The sequence below is a fragment of the Streptomyces sp. NPDC055243 genome (assembly GCF_044544025.1).
Classification (GTDB): domain Bacteria; phylum Actinomycetota; class Actinomycetes; order Streptomycetales; family Streptomycetaceae; genus Streptomyces.
Genome location: NZ_JBITWR010000017.1, coordinates 156,284 through 171,458, shown reverse-complemented (window position 1 = coordinate 171,458; position 15,175 = coordinate 156,284). Strand labels below are relative to the sequence as shown.

The following is a 15,175-nucleotide window of genomic DNA, read 5'->3' as shown; positions in this document are numbered from 1 at the left end:
AGCTGGGAGGACGGACGTTGGGGCGGCTGACCGGCGGGGATCCCTCTCTGCTGCGGCGGATCAACTCCGCGGTGGTGCTGCACGCGCTGCGTGCGGCGGACTTCGCGACACTGACCGAGATCACCCGGGTGACCGGGCTTTCGAGGCCGACCGTCGAAGGCGTGGTCGAGGGGCTCATCGAGGCCGGGCTCGTGGTGGAGACCGCCGCCGAGGAAGGCGCGGCCCGACGCCAGGGACGGCCCGCCCGGAGGTTCCGCTTCCGGGCCGAGGCGGGGCACCTGCTGGGCCTGGAGATCGGCCCGCACCGGGTGGCCGCCGTCCTCTCGGACCTGGACGGCCGGGTGATGGGCACGGTGGCCAGGGACGTGGACGAGACGGCCCCGGCGGACGAACGCATCGAGCGGCTGCGCACGGCGGTCGCCGATCTGCTGCGCCGCGGCCAGATCGCCCGCAGCTCCCTGCGCGCGGTGGGCGTCGGCAGCCCCGGCATCGTGGAGGCGGACGGCACGGTCCGCCTGGGCACCGCGCTGCCCGAGTGGACGGGACTCCCGCTGGGCGAGCGCCTGCGCCGGTCCTTCAAGTGCCCGGTCCTGGTGGAGAACGACGCGAACACGGCGGCCGTGGCCGAGCACTGGAAGGGTGCGGCGACCGAGGTGGACGACATGGTGTTCGTCCTCGCGGGGCTCAGCCCGGGAGCCGGCGCGCTGATCGGCGGGCGGCTGCACCGCGGGTACGGCGGCGCCGCCGGGGAGATCGGCGCCCTGCACCTGCTGGGCCGTGACGTGACCCCCGAGACGCTTCTTTCGACCACGGACGAGCCGCTGCACCCGCTCGACGAGCAGGCGGTGGCGGAGGTGTTCGCCCACGCGCGCGAGGGCGACGAGCGGGCGCGGCAGGCCGTGGAGCGGTTCATCCAGCGCCTGGTGCACGACGTGGCGGCGCTGGTGCTCGCCCTGGACCCCGAACTGGTCGTCGTGGGTGGCTGGGCGGCCGGTCTGGACGGCGTACTGGAGCCGCTGCGCCGGGAGTTGGCCCGCTACTGCCTGCGGCCGCCGCGGGTGGCCCTGTCGGTGCTCGGCGAGGCCGCCGTCGCGACGGGCGCGCTGCGGTTGGCCCTCGACCATGTCGAGGAGCAGCTGTTCGCGGTGGAGGGAACGGTCACGGCGCGCCGCTGAGGCGACGCGCCGTGCACAAGAAGATCGCCGTGCACGAGAAGAGCGGGGTCAGGAAGCCTGGCGCTCCGGGCCGTGGTGGATCTCCACGCCGCCCGCGTCGCCGAACGTGAGGCGGCAGGTGTCGGCGCGGTAGGTCGCCACGGAGACCGCGGCGGTGCGTCCCTCGGCGAGGAAGCGGGTCGTCACGACGAGGACCGGGGCTCCCGGCAGCCGGTCGAGCGCCTTGGCGTCGTCCGCGCGGGCCGAGCCGAGTTCGACGGCGCGGTCCTGTCCTTCAAGGCCCAGACGGTGCAGCTCGCGCAGCACGCCACGCGCGCGTGAGGGTCCGGACGGGGCGTCTATGGCGGAGAGCTCCGGGACGGACGCCGTCGACACGTACAGCAGCTCGGCGGCCACGGGCTGGCCGTGCGAGACGCGCGTACGCCGCACGACGTGCACCTGTTCGTCGGGGTGGACCTCCAGCATGCGGGCCACCTCGGCGGGCGGGACCGCCGGTGCGCAGTCGGCGGGCTGCCAGGCGTCGCCGACCTCGCCCGGCCAGGTGCCTTGTGCGGATCCGACGGCCACACCCATCCGCGGCGGGGCGACGGTCGTGCCGACACCGCGGCGGCGCTGCAGCCTGCCTTCCAGCTCCAGCTGTTCGAGTGCCTGACGGAGCGTGGCGCGGGCCACGCCGAAGCGGGCCGCGAGATCACGTTCGTTGGGCAGGATCTCGCCGACGGTGAACTCGGAGTCGAGTGCCTCGCTGAGCACGGTCTTGAGGTGCCAGTACTTCGGCTCCGGTGCCGTTTCCAGCTGCGTGGTCCCCACCCTGTCCTCCGCAATCGCCGTGTACCGGCGGCTTTTTAGCGCCCTTGTTTATTAAAGGTTCCTGCACTATCTCTGCGACGATAGAGCGGCACCCACCCTTGGTCAAGACCAATCCTCGATCCGTTACAGCCCGCACAGGGACGATGCCACAGAGCATTCACGCGATGTTGGCGTCGGGTCACGTACACGTAGCGAACAAGACAAAACCCCCGCCCTGAGTGGACGGGGGTCTGCCAATTGGCGTCTACGAGGCGAACCCGACCAGCTTGTCCGGGTTGCGGATGATGTAGAAGTTCGCGATCTGCCCGTCGACGACGTCCAGTTGGACGATGGAGTCCGGCTTGCCGTCGACCAGGAGCAGCAGGGAGGCCGCGCCGTTGATCTCCAGGAACCGGGCTTCCACCTCCGCCCCCTCCGGCACGCCCCGCCGGACCGCACCGTCCAGGAAACGGCCCACCTTGTCGGCACTCTCGATGACGCGCAGCGGCCCCCTGGTCTTGCCGCCGCTGTCGCCGACCAGACGTACGTCCGGAGCCAGCAGGGACATCAGGCCGTCCAGGTCGCCACTGGTCGCCGCGGCGAGGAACCGCTCGGTCAGGTTCCGGCGTTCGTCCGGATCCACCGCGTAGCGCGGCCTTCCCTCGTCGACGTGCTTGCGGGCGCGCGCCGCGAGCTGCCGTACCGCCGGCTCGCCGCGGTCCAGCGTGAGGGCGATCTCCGAGAACGGGAACCCGAAGGCCTCCCGCAGCACGAACACCGCGCGCTCCAGGGGCGAGAGGGACTCCAGGACGACCAGGACGGCGATGGACACGGAGTCGGCGAGCACGGCCTGCTCGGCGGTGTCCGGGACGGTCGGCCCGTAGTCGGTGACCAGCGGTTCGGGCAGCCAGGGGCCCACGTAGGACTCGCGCCGCGACTGCACGTGGCGCAGCCGGTCGATGGCGAGCCGCGTGGTGACGCGCACCAAGTAGGCGCGCGGTTCGCGCACTTGCGCCTGGTCGGCCGAGGACCAGCGCAGCCAGGCCTCCTGCACGATGTCCTCCGCGTCGGCCACCCGGCCGAGCATGCGGTAGGCCACGCCCATCAGGACGGGCCGGTGCTCTTCGAAGACGTCGGTCGCGGTGTCGGTTGCCACCTCTCCATCCCAGCCGACGGATTCCCCGGTGTCCAGGCGAAATGAGTGCGGCGCGCCCCACACCGGACCGGCGGCCGTTGCCCCCTCCCCCTTGAACTGGAGGCTACTGAGCGGTAATTGTTGCTGACAAGGTGTCTAAGGTGTCTGAGGAACGTCGCCACGCGGCGGGGACTGGAGCAGCAATGGCCGCAGAGGTGTCCTTCAGCGTCGAGACGTCCGGCGGCCCGCGGACCCTGTCCGTCGCCTACGAACGCGCGGGCGAGGGCGAGCCGCTGCTCCTGCTGCACGGGATCGGCCACCACCGCCAGGCATGGGGCCCGGTGTTCGACATTCTGGCCGCCGAGTACGACGTGATCGCCGTGGACCTGCCCGGATTCGGCGAGTCCCCCGCGCTTCCCGACGAGCTTCCCTACGACATAGCGACGGTGGTGTCCGTGCTCGGCGCGCTGTGCGAGGCGCTGGGGATCGAGCGTCCGCACGTGGCGGGCAACTCGCTGGGCGGTCTGCTCGCCCTGGAGCTCGGCCGCGAGAAGCTCGTGCGCTCGGTCACCGCACTGTCCCCGGCCGGCTTCTGGACGCCCGGGGAGCGGCGGTACGCGTTCAACACCCTGCTCGCGATGCGGCACGGGGCGCGGCTCCTTCCGTTGCCGCTGATCCAGCGGCTCTCGCGGACCGCGGCCGGGCGCGCGGCGCTCACCAGCACCATCTACGCCCGTCCCGGCCGCCGTTCACCCGAGGCCGTCGTCGCCGAGACGCTCGCGCTGCGCGACGCCACGGGGTTCGAGCAGACCCTGGCCGCCGGGCGCGACGTGCTCTTCGCCGACGACGTGCCCGGCATCGCGGTCACCGTCGCGTGGGGCGCACGTGACCGCATCCTGCTGCGCCGCCAGGGGGTGCGCGCCAAGCACGCCGTCCCCGGGGCCCGCCTGGTGCGGCTTCCCGGGTGCGGGCACGTCCCGATGAACGACGATCCGGCGCTGGTCGCGCGCGTGGTCCTGGACACGTGCCGCCGCGAACCGGCCGCCTAGCGCCCCGGAGCCCAGGGCCACCCCGGCGCCGACGAGCGCGCTGCCCACGGCCTGCGGAACGCCGTAGGTGCCGGTGCCGACCAAGGGGGCGGTGAAGGCCGCCGCGACGGGAATGAGCCCGGAGAAGAGGGTGGCGCGCTCGGCGCCGATGCGCTGGATGCCCGAGTACCAGCAGACGAACCCGATGACGGTGACGATCGCCGCCTGCCACAGCAGGGCCGCCGCCTCGGTGGCGTCGGGCACCCGCAGCCAGTTCCCGCCGTCGGCCAGGACCCCGATGACGGCGGACTCGGCGGCGGCGATCCCGCACACCGTGGCGGAGAGCAGCTTCGGGCCGAGCGGCCGCAGCACGGGCACGGCCAGGACGGCGAACCCGACCTCGCCCGCGAGCGCGCCCACGGAGAAGAGGATGCCGACCAGGTCCGTACGGCCCCACCCCTGCACCGTGAAGGCACCGGCGGCCACGATCAACGCCCCGTACATGACCGTCCGTTGCGGCTGCCGCCCCTCAAGGAGCGGCACGATGACCGCCACCACGACCGGGGCGCAGCCTACGAGGACACCCGGTACGGCAGGTTCCGCCGTGCGTTCGGCGGCCAGGATCGCCAGGTTGAAGCCGACCATGCCGACGGCGGCGAGCACCGCGAGCCGCCCCCACTGGCGCCCCGTCAGACGCCGCAGCGGCGCCGTCGCGCCCCGCCCGAGCAGCGGCAGGAGCAGCAGGCAGGCCAGGCCGTAGCGCAGGAACTGGCCGCCCGCGTACGGGTAGTCGCCGAGGAGGCTGTTGGCGGTGAAGGAGCCGCCGACGAGGAGGCAGGCGAGTGCCGCGAGCAGGGATCCATGGGCTCCGCCGGCTCCGCGGGTGGGGTTCGTGTTCATGTCCCTGACGCTAGGAACGGACGCGGACCGGTTTAAGGTCCACTTCCGGGGCCTTTTCGGGGACCACTTCGCCTCGCCCGTCCACCGTCACGCTCAGGAGGCGCACCCGATGACGTCAGGATCGGGGCGGGCACCGGGCACCGCCGCCTGGGAGCTGCTGCTCCCCGCCGCGTCCGCCCCCGCCCGCAGCCGTGGCCGCAGTCTCCAGTCGGCGCTGCGCGACGCGGTCAGGGCCGGGCGGCTCGCGCCGGGGACGCGGCTGCCGTCCAGCCGTGAACTCGCCGCCGATCTGGGCGTCTCGCGGGGGCTCGTCACCGAGGCGTACGAGCAGCTGACGGCCGAGGGCTACCTGCGCAGCGACCGCGGCGCGGGGACCTGGGTGGGCGGGGCGGCCCGGACCGCCGCACGCGGCGCACGCGATCTGGCGCCGCGTCCCGTCCACGCGCGCGTGGACTTCATCGCGGGCACCCCCGATCTGTCCCTGTTCCCGCGCGCCGCGTGGGCGGCCGCGCACCGCGGCGTCCTGGCCGAACTGCCCCATCACGCACTCGGCTACCCCGACCCGCGGGGCCTGCCCCGGCTGCGTACGGCCCTCGCCGAACTGCTCGTACGCCGCAGGGGCGTGGTCGCCGACCCCGAGGGGATCGTCGTCTGCTCCGGAGTGGCGCAGGCCACCGCCCTGGTCGGCTTCGTGCTGCACGCGCGCGGGGTGCGCACGGTCGGCGTCGAGGACCCCGGAAGCCCGCAGCACGGCGAGCTGTTCGCATCGGCGGACGTCGGCACGGTGCCGGTCCCGCTCGACGACGAGGGCATGGTCACCGGCGTACTGAGGGAGCGGGGGCTGCGTGCGGTCCTCACCACGCCCGCCCATCAGTTCCCCCTGGGCATCGGCTACTCGGCACGGCGGCGCACCGAACTCCTGGACTGGGCGCGGTCCGTGGACGGTCTGATCATCGAGGACGACTACGACGGGGACTTCCGCTACGACCGCGCCCCGGTGGGCGCGCTGCAAGGGCTCGACCCGGGGCACGTCGCGTACACGGGCTCGGTCAGCAAGTCGCTCGCTCCGGGGCTTCGCCTGGGGTGGCTGCTGGTGCCGGAGTCGATGACCGACGAGGTCGTCGCCCGCAAGCGCATGATGGACCTGGGCAATCCGGCGCTCGACCAGGCGCTGCTCGCGCGGTTCGTCGAACGCGGGGACTACGACCGCCAGTTGCGCCGCTGCCAGCGTGCCTACCGGGAGCGCAGGGACACGCTGGTCGCGGCGCTCGACGAGCACCTGCCCGGCACGGAGGTCACCGGGATCGCCGCCGGACTGCACGTCATCGCCCGGCTGCCCGAGCACTGCGGGCCGCAGGAGGACTTCCTGCGGCGTACGGCGGCGGCCGGGGTCACCGTCCGGCCGCTGAGCGCCTACGGCAGCGACGACGGCTCGGCGGTGGGCTCCGGGGTGCGCCTCGTCCTCGGCTACGCCCATCTGACGCCCGCCAGGATCACCGAGGGAGTACGGCTGGTCGCCGAGGCCGCCCGGAGCGCCTGATCAGGAGTTGGACCACGCGCGCGTGCAGAGCACCAGGCGGTAGCCGTCCGGGTCCTCGACGGTGACGCCCCACTCGTTCCAGTACGGGTTGGGCGACTGGACGCGGGTGCCGCCGTGCGCTTCGAGGCGTGCCACCAGCTCGTCGGGGACGGGCTCGTCGAGGTAGACGACGAGCAGGTCCTCCTCCGTGGGCCGCGGTCGGACCGGCTTGTCCGCCTCGTGCACGAGTTCGAGATGCCAGGAGGCGTCCGGCCATCCGACCATGAGCAGGTCGTGCTCGCCGGGCGCGCCGCCGCCCTCCGACCGCCATACGACGTCCAGGCCGAGGCCCGTCACCCAGAAGCGCTCCGCCGCGGCGAGATCGCGGGACGGACGGGCGATGCGGATGTGGCTCTGACCGTTGACCGGCATGGGACTCCCCCTTCGGACGCGGCGCGCTCGGCCGCGCACCCCTGTCTCCCGAGCGTAGCCAGCGAACGATCTTCGGACATCGGCCGTCCGGCCTCGGGCGCACGGCGGGTGTGCCGCGACTGGGGACCTGCGACCGGAGATGTAGGAGACGGCACGGGCGACATACCGTTCGCACACCGGTTCCCTTGTACCCATGGGCAGTTGTTCACTTGGGGTTTGTGTGTGCGCCGCCGCGCACCACTAGTTGTGGCCCTGCACACTGGTCGGACCTGTCACTGGAGGCGCATTCATGTCACACCCTGAGCCGAGCCCGTCCCCTCGCCGCCGCAGTGTGCTGCGCGGTTCGCTCGCCGTGCCTGCGGCACTGGCCGTGCCGTCTCTCGCCGGGGCCGCTCCGGCGTTCGCCCGGTCCGGGCGTCCGCGGGCCGAGTGGGGTGTGCAGGCCGGTGACGTGACGGCGCACGCGGGCCTGGTGTGGGTGCGTTCGGACCGACCGGCGCGCATGATCGTGGAGACGTCCGCCACGGAGTCGTTCCGCAACCCCACCCGCTGGAAGGGCCCGGTACTCGGCCCGGACACCGACTTCACCGGGACGACACGGCTGCGCGGACTGCCCGCGGGCGAGCAGATCCACTACCGCGTGATCCTGGCCGACCCCGACGACCCCAGACGTACCGGCGAGCCGGTCACCGGCACGTTCCGTACGACGCCGAAGGGGCGCAAGGAAGGCGTGCGCTTCCTGTGGTCGGGCGACATCGCGGGCCAGGGGTGGGGCATCAACCCGGACCGCGGCGGCTGGCGCATCTTCGACGAGATGCGCCAGAGGGACCCGGACTTCTTCCTGTGCAGCGGCGACAACATCTACGCCGACGGGCCCATCCTGCCCAGCGTCACCCTGCCCGACGGCAGGGTGTGGCGGAACGTGACCACGGAGGAGAAGTCGAAGGTCGCCGAGTCGCTGGCGGAGTTCCGCGGCGCCTTCCGCTACAACCTGCTCGACGAGAACCTGCGGCGCTTCAACGCGCAGGTGCCCTCCATCGTCCAGTGGGACGACCACGAGGTGCGCAACAACTGGTATCCGGGGCAGATCCTGACCGACCCCCGTTACACGGAGAAGAACGTGGACGTCCTGGCCGGGCGCTCCCTGCGCGCGTTCAGCGAGTACTACCCGATCTCCACGCTCCCGCCGGGCGACGAGGACGGCCGGGTGTACCGCGTGCTGCGGCACGGGCCGCTCCTGGACGTGTTCGTCCTGGACATGCGCTCCTACCGCAACGCCAACTCGCCCGGCCGCCAGCCCGACGACACCACCGGCATCCTGGGCGCCCGGCAGTTGCGGTGGCTCAAGCGGGAGCTGTCGCGCTCGCGCGCCACCTGGAAGGTCATCGCGTCCGACATGCCGCTGGGCCTCGTCGTGCCCGACGGCGCGGCGAACTTCGAGGCCGTCGCGCAGAACGACCCGGGCGCGCCGCTGGGCCGCGAGCTGCAGATCGCCGAGCTGCTGCGGCACATCAAGCACCGCAAGGTCACCGGGACGGTGTGGCTGACCGCCGACGTGCACTACACCTCGGCCCAGCACTACGACCCCTCGCGTGCGGCGTTCAAGGACTTCGCGCCGTTCTGGGAGTTCGTCTCGGGGCCGCTGGCCGCGGGCGGCTTCCAGGCGCTCAAGCTCGACGGGACGTTCGGCGCCGAGCAGCGCTTCGTGAAGGCGCCGAACCGCGCCAACACCTCACCGGCCGAGACCCCGCAGTACTTCGGCGAGGTCGACATCGACGGGGCCAGCGGCGAGCTGACCGTGCGGCTGCGACAGGAGGGCGGCGGGGTGCTGTTCTCCAAGGCACTGCGGCCGGGCCAGGTGGGACAGCAGTGATTTCACCCCCGAAGGGACAGCAAGAGGTCATGTCCGGATACCAAGGAAGAGCAAAGTTGAACTAAACGGACAGAAGGCGTCTTAACCCATCAGTCACAAAACGTTCGTGATCACGCAACACCCTTCCTCCACAGTGGCCGTATGAGTACAGACATGTCTGATGTGACGCGAACCAAACATGGCCGTCCCGTTCACCACTGGCGGCGGGATCTGGTGGAACTCGCCGCCCTGTTCACGGCCGTGGCCGTGGCGGACGCGGTGGCGAACATGATCGGGCACGGCCCGGACGGCCCCGCCCTGCTCGTGATCTCGGCCGTGGTGCTGCTCGCCACGGTCGGGTTCCACACATGGTGGGCACGCCGCCACAACCACGCACCCCCGACAGCGGACGATACCGGCGCCCGGCCGCACGCCGCCGGGCAGCGGACCAGCCAGCAGGGCGGGCCGCGGAGCGGCCCCATGACGGCCATGGAACAGGCCGGGGCCATCGCCACGGAGTCGTCCGCAGGGGCGACGACGCTGTGGCGGATGCGCACCACGGTGCGGGACGAGCCCGGCTCGCTCGCCGCCCTGTGCACCGCGCTGGCGCACGGCAGGGTCGACATCCTGAGCCTCCAGGCGCACCCGCTGGCCGAAGGCACCGTCGACGAGTTCCTGCTGCGCGCCCCCGCCGACCTGCCCGCGGCCGAGATCACCCGGGGCGTCGCGCACGCGGGCGGATCGGGCACCTGGATCGAGCGTGCGGACGCCCACGACCTGGTGGACGCCCCCACCCGTATCCTGAGCCTGGCCACCCGCACCGCCCTCGACGCCGCCGAACTGCCGCTCGCCCTGCGCCAGTTGCTGGGCCGCTGCACCATCCGCTCCCTGCCCGCCAAGGCCCAGTCCACCGCCGGGCCGCGGGCGGCCAAGCCCGCCGAGGGCGCACCCGTCGAGGGCGCGCTGGAGGGCGAGGGCACGGTGCTGCGGCTACAGGCCCCGGACGGCGAAGTGATCACCGTGGAGCGGCCGTACCTGCCGTTCACGCCCACCGAGTTCGCCCGCGCGCGTGCCCTGGTCGAGCTCGACACCCGGCTGGGCCCGCGCATGCCGCGCAGCCAGGACGTACTGACCCTCGCCGAGGGCAGCCCCATCACCGTCCGCCGGGCCGACACCACCGATGTCGACGCGGCCAAGGCCATGCACGAGCGCTGCTCGCAGCGCACCCTCGGCATGCGCTACCACGGCCCCGTACGGGACGCGGACCGCTACCTCAACCACCTGCTCAGCCCGCGGTTCGGCCGCACCCTGGCCGTGCAGACCGCGTCCGGGCGCATCGTCGGCATCGGCCATCTGCTCTGGGACGGCGACGAGACCGAGATCGCGCTGCTCGTCGAGGACGACTGGCAGCGCCGCGGCATCGGCAGCGAACTCCTGGGCCGCCTGGTGGCGTTGGCGGTCGAGGCCGGCTGCGAGAGCGTGTACGCGGTGACGCAGGCCTCCAACACGGGCATGGTCGCCGCGATGCGCGGCCTCGGCCTTCCCCTCGACTACCAGATCGAGGAAGGCACGCTGGTCATCACCGCCCGCCTCGAAGCGACGCCGGTCAGCTCGCGACTGCCGTACGACCAGCCGCAGGGGCGGGCCGAGCAGCACTGACCCGGGGCACATCGGCCGACGCGCCGGCGTCGGCACCTGTGCCGGTGCCGGACGGCCGAGGGCTCCCGAGGGCGCGGTCGAGGTCCTGCCACAGGTCCTCGACGTCCTCAAGCCCGGCCGACAGACGCAGCAGGCTGTCGCTCACGCCCGACGAGCGCCGGTCCGCCGCGTCCACGACCCGGTGGCTGATGGACGCCGGATGCTGGATGAGCGTGTCGACGCTGCCGAGGCTGACCGCCGGGGTGATCAACCGCACCCCGGCGGTCACCGCGTGCGGATCGCCGCGGACCTCGAAGGCGACCATGGCGCCGCCCAGACGCGGATAGTGCACGCGGCGCACGCGCGGGTCGGCGGCAAGGCGCCGCGCGAGCTCCGCCGCGTTCGCGGACGCGGCGCGCACCCGCACCGGCAGCGTGGAGAGACCGCGCAGCAGCAGGTATCCGGCCAGCGGATGCAGCACTCCGCCGGTGGCGAACCGGACCTGCCGCAGCTGCCGCGCGAACTCCTCGTCGCACGCGATCACTCCGCCCAGGACGTCTCCGTGCCCGCCCAGGTACTTGGTGGCGCTGTGCAGCACGAGCCGCGCCCCGCTCTCGACGGGCCGCTGGAGGACGGGCGTCGCGAAGGTGTTGTCGGCCAGCAGCGGCACCGTGCCGCAGGACTTGGCCACCGCACGCAGATCGAGCTCGGCCAGGGTCGGATTGGCGGGCGACTCGACGAGCACCAGGCCCGTGTCGGGGCGGATGGCGTCGGCTATCCCGGCCGGATCGACCCAGGTCACCTCGGAGCCCAGCAGCCCCGCCGTCAGGAGGTGGTCGCTACAGCCGTACAGCGGGCGGACCGCCACGACGTGGCGCAGTCCCGCCGCTCCGCGCACGAGAAGGACCGCGGTCAGCGCCGCCATGCCGCTCGCGAAGGCGACCGCGCTCTGTGTCCCCTCCAGCCGCGCGAGGGCGGTCTCGAAGCGGGCCACCGTCGGGTTCGCGAGGCGGGCGTAGACGGGCGGTCCGTCGTCCAGGGCGCCGTCGGCGGCGAAGGCGTCGATGCGCGCGGCCTCGCCGCGGGTGTCGTACGACGGGTAGGTGGTGGACAGGTCGATCGGCGCGGCGTGCAGGCCGAGCCCGGCCAGGTCGTCGCGTCCGGCGTGCACGGCCTCGGTGGCGAGGGCGCGCGGGGCGGGTGGTGCCGGGGTCGGGGTCGGGTGGCCGGATCCGGTGCGAGGTTCCGTGTTCGTGTCCATGCCCCACAGCCTGAACAAAGGCCGGTGACTGGTAGTTGAAGGCCGTGCTACGTTCGGCGCGTGGCTGAATCTGTCGTACTGGACCCGGTGGATCTCCGCATACTGCGGCTGCTGCAGAACGATGCCCGGATCACCTACCGCGATCTCGCGGCCCAGGTCGGCGTCGCCCCGTCGACCTGTCTGGACCGTATCTCCCGGTTGCGCCGCTCCGGTGTGATTCTCGGGCATCAGCTGCGGCTCGATCCGGCGAAGCTCGGACGCGGCCTTGAGGCGCTGCTCTCCGTGCAGGTGCGCCCGCACCGGCGGGAGCTCGTCGGGCCGTTCGTGGACCGGATCAGGGCGCTGCCGGAGTCGCGGTCGGTGTTCCATCTCGCGGGGCCCGACGACTATCTGGTGCACGTGGCGGTGGCCGACACCGCGGACCTGCAGCGGCTCGTCCTCGACGAGTTCACGGCACGGCGCGAAGTGGCCCGCGTGGAGACGCGGTTGATCTTCCAGCAGTGGGAGTGCGGACCGCTCCTGCCGCCGGGCCCCGGGGCCGATGACCAAGGGCAGAGCTCCGGCCAATCGTGATGACGCGAGCATGTTCCGCGTACGAGGATGTCCGCATGTCAGACATGAAGATCTCGAACGCGGGCGAGAACACGAGCCCGCTGCCCCGCCAGGTCGCCGACTCCTATGTCGACGAGCTCATCGCCCTCGACCCCATCAACGGCACGTATCTCGGCGTCAAGGCCAGCCACAGCAAGCTCCCGGACACCTCGCCCGCGGGCCAGGACGCCGTGGCGGAGCTCGCCCGCAGGACGCTCGCCCGGCTCGACGAGGCGGAGCGGCTGCCCGGCGCCGGAACCGAGGCCGAGCGCCGGTGCGGGCGGTTGCTGCGGGAGCGGCTCACCGCCGAACTCGCGGTGCACGAGGTCGGCGAGGGGCTGCGCGCGGTCGGCAATCTGCACACGATTCCGCACGCGGTGCGCGAGATCTTCACCGTGACGCCGATGGAGACGGCCGAGGACTGGACGGCGATCGCCGAACGGTTGCGGGCCGTACCGGCCGCGTACGAGGGCTATCGCGCCTCGCTCGAACTGGGCCTGGAGCGCAAGCTGTTCGCGGCTCCCCGACCCACCGCCACCTTCATCGAGCAGCTCGGCGAGTGGGCGGGTCCCGGCGGGAGCGAGGGCCGCGGCTGGTTCGAGGAGTTCGCCTCCGCCGGCCCGGACGCGCTCCGCACCGAACTGGACGAGGCGGCGCGGGCCGCCACCGCGTCGGTCGTGGCGCTGCGCGACTGGATGCGGGACGTGTACGCGCCCGCGATCGAGGGCGCGCCCGACACGGTGGGCCGCGAGCGCTACGCCCGCTGGTCGCGCTACTTCAACGGCACCGACCTGGACCTCGACGAGGCGTACGCGTACGGCTGGGCCGAATTCCACCGGCTGCTCGGCGAGATGCGCACCGAGGCCGAGAAGGTCCTGCCCGGCGCGGCCACTCCGTGGGTGGCACTGGCGCACCTCGACGAGCACGGCACGCACATCGAGGGGGTGGAGGAGGTGCGGGTCTGGCTCCAGGAGCTGATGGACGACGCGATCGAGGCGCTGGACGGCACGCACTTCGAACTCGCCGAGCGGGTGCGGAAGGTCGAGTCCCACATCGCCCCGCCGGGCGGCGCGGCGGCCCCGTACTACTCGGGCCCGTCGGAGGACTTCTCGCGTCCCGGCCGGACGTGGCTGCCGACGATGGGCGAGACCCGCTTCCCCGTCTACGACCTGGTCTCCACCTGGTACCACGAGGGCGTGCCCGGCCACCATCTCCAGCTGGCGCAGTGGGCGCACGTGGCGGAGGATCTCTCCCGCTACCAGGCGACGATCGGCATCGTAAGCGCCAACGCGGAGGGCTGGGCGCTGTACGCCGAGCGGCTCATGGACGAGCTCGGCTTCCTCACGGACGCCGAGCGCAGGCTCGGCTATCTGGATGCCCAGATGATGCGGGCGCTGCGCGTCATCGTCGACATCGGCATGCACCTGGAGCTGGAGATCCCGGCGGACGCGCCCTTCCACCCGGGCGAACGCTGGACCCCCGACCTCGCGCAGGAGTTCTACGACGCGCACTGCAGCCGTCCCACGGAGTACGTGGCCAGCGAGATGACCCGCTACCTCTCCATCCCCGGCCAGGCCATCGGCTACAAGCTGGGCGAGCGGGCCTGGCTGCTGGGGCGCGAGAACGCGCGGCGGCGCCTTGGCGATGCCTTCGACGCGAAGGCGTGGCACATGGCCGCGTTGTCGCAGGGGTCGCTGGGCCTCGACGACCTGGTGGACGAGTTGTCGGCCCTTTGAGCCGTCCCTTCACGTCGGCCCTTCGCGTCGGTCCTTTGATGGGCCTCAGCAGCCGCAGTCGTCCGCGTCCAGCGGGGCCGTCAGAGCGTCGGGCGTACGGCGCTCGCTGCCTTCCCAGGTCTCGAACGTGAAGCCCTCGCGGGCCCAGTACTCGAAGCCGCCCAGCATCTCCTTGACCTGGAAGCCCAGTTGGGCCAGGGCGAGGGCGGCGCGGGTCGCGCCGTTGCAGCCCGGACCCCAGCAGTAGGTGACGACGGGGACGGACTGGTCGAGGAGTTGCCCGGCCTGCTCGGCGATGAGCGCGGTGGGCAGGTGGATCGCGCCGGGGATGTGCCCCTGGTCCCAGGACTCGGTCGAGCGGGAGTCGAGCACGACGAAGCCGGGGTCGCCGTCGGCGGCGAGCGCGGAGGCGACGTCGGACACGTCGGCGTGGAAGGCGAGGCTCGCGCCGAAGTACGCGGCGGCGGCCGCCGGGGCTGCGGGGGCGACCCGCAGGACGGGGTTCGGGGCGCCGGGGGCGGCGGCCGCCGTGGTCGGGGCGGTCGTCGGCTCGGTGTTCGTCACTGTGCTCATGGCCAGAAATCTACGGGCGAAGCCGCCGCCCCAGAAGATCCGATCCCCGGCCTACCTCTTGATCCGCCGGGGATTCCCCTGTTACCTCTCAGGCATGACCGGTTATTCCACGGACGCCACCGACTGGCGCATCCTCGACGTCCTCCAGCGTGAGGGCCGCGCCAGCTATGCCGAGCTGGCCCGTGCCGTCTCCATGTCCGCGAGCGCCGTCACCGAACGGGTCCGCCGCCTGGAGGAGGCGGGCGTGATCCAGGGGTACGCGGCCGTGGTCGATCCGGAGCGTCTCGGTCTGCCCATCCTGGCGTTCGTGCGCCTGCGCTACCCGAACGGCCATTACAAGCCGTTCCACGACCTGGTCGAGGTGACCCCCGAGATCCTGGAGGCGCACCACGTGACCGGTGACGACTGCTTCGTCATCAAGGTCGCCGCGCGCTCGATGGGTCACCTGGAGGAGGTCGCGGGGAAGATCGGCGCGCTGGGGTCGGTGACCACGAGCATCGTCTACTCCTCGCCCCTGCCGAGGCGCCCGCTGGGCCGCTGACCTGG

At 72.6% G+C, this 15,175-nt stretch carries 13 protein-coding genes and 1 pseudogene; 8 read left to right on the top strand and 6 right to left on the bottom strand.

Translation table 11 applies throughout. The annotated features are described in order from the left end of the window. Positions 1-17 precede the first annotated feature (17 nt). On the top strand, positions 18-1,175 hold the full coding sequence (locus ACIGXX_RS36300; protein ID WP_351169738.1) for an ROK family transcriptional regulator: 1,158 nt from the start codon (positions 18-20) through the stop codon (positions 1,173-1,175). A 48-nt stretch (positions 1,176-1,223) separates the two neighbouring features. Here the strand turns inward: ACIGXX_RS36300 and ACIGXX_RS36295 are convergent, their stop codons facing one another. Together ACIGXX_RS36295 and sigJ are read right to left on the bottom strand one after the other, a co-directional pair. Continuing rightward, entirely contained in the window at positions 1,224-1,985 is a 762-nt protein-coding gene (locus ACIGXX_RS36295) for a GntR family transcriptional regulator (RefSeq protein WP_351169741.1), read from the bottom strand. A gap of 244 nt (positions 1,986-2,229) precedes the next feature. Continuing rightward, the gene (sigJ, locus tag ACIGXX_RS36290; protein WP_351169744.1) at positions 2,230-3,120 is read right to left on the bottom strand and encodes an RNA polymerase sigma factor SigJ; all 891 of its coding nucleotides are present in this window, start codon (positions 3,118-3,120) and stop codon (positions 2,230-2,232) included. 182 nt (positions 3,121-3,302) lie between these two features. Between sigJ and ACIGXX_RS36285 the strand changes: the two genes are divergently transcribed. Beyond that, positions 3,303-4,148: an alpha/beta fold hydrolase gene (locus tag ACIGXX_RS36285; RefSeq protein ID WP_351169747.1), complete on the top strand. Its 846-nt coding sequence runs from the start codon at positions 3,303-3,305 to the stop codon at positions 4,146-4,148. A gap of 72 nt (positions 4,149-4,220) precedes the next feature. Here the strand turns inward: ACIGXX_RS36285 and ACIGXX_RS36280 are convergent. Continuing rightward, positions 4,221-5,027 (bottom strand): annotated as a pseudogene (locus ACIGXX_RS36280) (DMT family transporter); the annotation flags it as partial. A gap of 109 nt (positions 5,028-5,136) precedes the next feature. Between ACIGXX_RS36280 and ACIGXX_RS36275 the strand changes: the two are divergent. Next, positions 5,137-6,567 (top strand): PLP-dependent aminotransferase family protein, encoded by a 1,431-nt coding sequence (locus ACIGXX_RS36275; RefSeq protein ID WP_351169750.1) that lies wholly within the window; start codon positions 5,137-5,139, stop codon positions 6,565-6,567. Here the strand turns inward: ACIGXX_RS36275 and ACIGXX_RS36270 are convergent, their stop codons facing one another. Continuing rightward, positions 6,568-6,978, bottom strand: a complete 411-nt coding sequence (locus tag ACIGXX_RS36270) for a VOC family protein (protein ID WP_361469189.1) — start codon at positions 6,976-6,978, stop codon at positions 6,568-6,570. 289 nt (positions 6,979-7,267) lie between these two features. Here ACIGXX_RS36270 and ACIGXX_RS36265 point away from each other — a divergent pair, with 289 nt between their 5' ends. After that, on the top strand, positions 7,268-8,851 hold the full coding sequence (locus ACIGXX_RS36265; protein WP_351169756.1) for an alkaline phosphatase D family protein: 1,584 nt from the start codon (positions 7,268-7,270) through the stop codon (positions 8,849-8,851). Positions 8,852-8,992: 141 nt separating this feature from the next. After that, positions 8,993-10,489 (top strand): GNAT family N-acetyltransferase, encoded by a 1,497-nt coding sequence (locus tag ACIGXX_RS36260; protein ID WP_383825708.1) that lies wholly within the window; start codon positions 8,993-8,995, stop codon positions 10,487-10,489. Here ACIGXX_RS36260 and ACIGXX_RS36255 read toward each other — a convergent pair. Beyond that, positions 10,437-11,729: a trans-sulfuration enzyme family protein gene (locus ACIGXX_RS36255; protein WP_383825711.1), complete on the bottom strand. Its 1,293-nt coding sequence runs from the start codon at positions 11,727-11,729 to the stop codon at positions 10,437-10,439. The genes ACIGXX_RS36260 and ACIGXX_RS36255 overlap by 53 nt on opposite strands. A gap of 60 nt (positions 11,730-11,789) precedes the next feature. Here ACIGXX_RS36255 and ACIGXX_RS36250 point away from each other — a divergent pair, with 60 nt between their 5' ends. Then, on the top strand, positions 11,790-12,302 hold the full coding sequence (locus ACIGXX_RS36250) for an Lrp/AsnC family transcriptional regulator (protein WP_351169765.1): 513 nt from the start codon (positions 11,790-11,792) through the stop codon (positions 12,300-12,302). Between the two features lie 35 nt (positions 12,303-12,337). After that, the gene (locus tag ACIGXX_RS36245) at positions 12,338-14,056 is read left to right on the top strand and encodes a DUF885 domain-containing protein (RefSeq protein ID WP_399982240.1); all 1,719 of its coding nucleotides are present in this window, start codon (positions 12,338-12,340) and stop codon (positions 14,054-14,056) included. Positions 14,057-14,101: 45 nt separating this feature from the next. Here ACIGXX_RS36245 and ACIGXX_RS36240 read toward each other — a convergent pair whose 3' ends face one another. Then, entirely contained in the window at positions 14,102-14,629 is a 528-nt protein-coding gene (locus ACIGXX_RS36240) for a rhodanese-like domain-containing protein (RefSeq protein ID WP_399982237.1), read from the bottom strand. Positions 14,630-14,723: 94 nt separating this feature from the next. On the opposite strand from ACIGXX_RS36240, the gene ACIGXX_RS36235 reads away from it, so the two are divergent. Next, positions 14,724-15,170 (top strand): Lrp/AsnC family transcriptional regulator, encoded by a 447-nt coding sequence (locus ACIGXX_RS36235; RefSeq protein WP_351169774.1) that lies wholly within the window; start codon positions 14,724-14,726, stop codon positions 15,168-15,170. Positions 15,171-15,175: the final 5 nt, after the last annotated feature.

Bases quoted from the DNA above. Each gene is read 5' to 3' on its own strand.
- ACIGXX_RS36260 (WP_383825708.1), top strand. From the start codon at position 8,993: ATGAGTACAGACATGTCTGATGTGACGCGAACCAAACATGGCCGTCCC.
- ACIGXX_RS36240 (WP_399982237.1), bottom strand. From the start codon at position 14,629: ATGAGCACAGTGACGAACACCGAGCCGACGACCGCCCCGACCACGGCG.
- ACIGXX_RS36275 (WP_351169750.1), top strand. From the start codon at position 5,137: ATGACGTCAGGATCGGGGCGGGCACCGGGCACCGCCGCCTGGGAGCTG.
- ACIGXX_RS36245 (WP_399982240.1), top strand. From the start codon at position 12,338: ATGTCAGACATGAAGATCTCGAACGCGGGCGAGAACACGAGCCCGCTG.
- ACIGXX_RS36255 (WP_383825711.1), bottom strand. From the start codon at position 11,729: ATGGACACGAACACGGAACCTCGCACCGGATCCGGCCACCCGACCCCG.
- ACIGXX_RS36235 (WP_351169774.1), top strand. From the start codon at position 14,724: ATGACCGGTTATTCCACGGACGCCACCGACTGGCGCATCCTCGACGTC.
- ACIGXX_RS36265 (WP_351169756.1), top strand. From the start codon at position 7,268: ATGTCACACCCTGAGCCGAGCCCGTCCCCTCGCCGCCGCAGTGTGCTG.
- ACIGXX_RS36270 (WP_361469189.1), bottom strand. From the start codon at position 6,978: ATGCCGGTCAACGGTCAGAGCCACATCCGCATCGCCCGTCCGTCCCGC.
- ACIGXX_RS36285 (WP_351169747.1), top strand. From the start codon at position 3,303: ATGGCCGCAGAGGTGTCCTTCAGCGTCGAGACGTCCGGCGGCCCGCGG.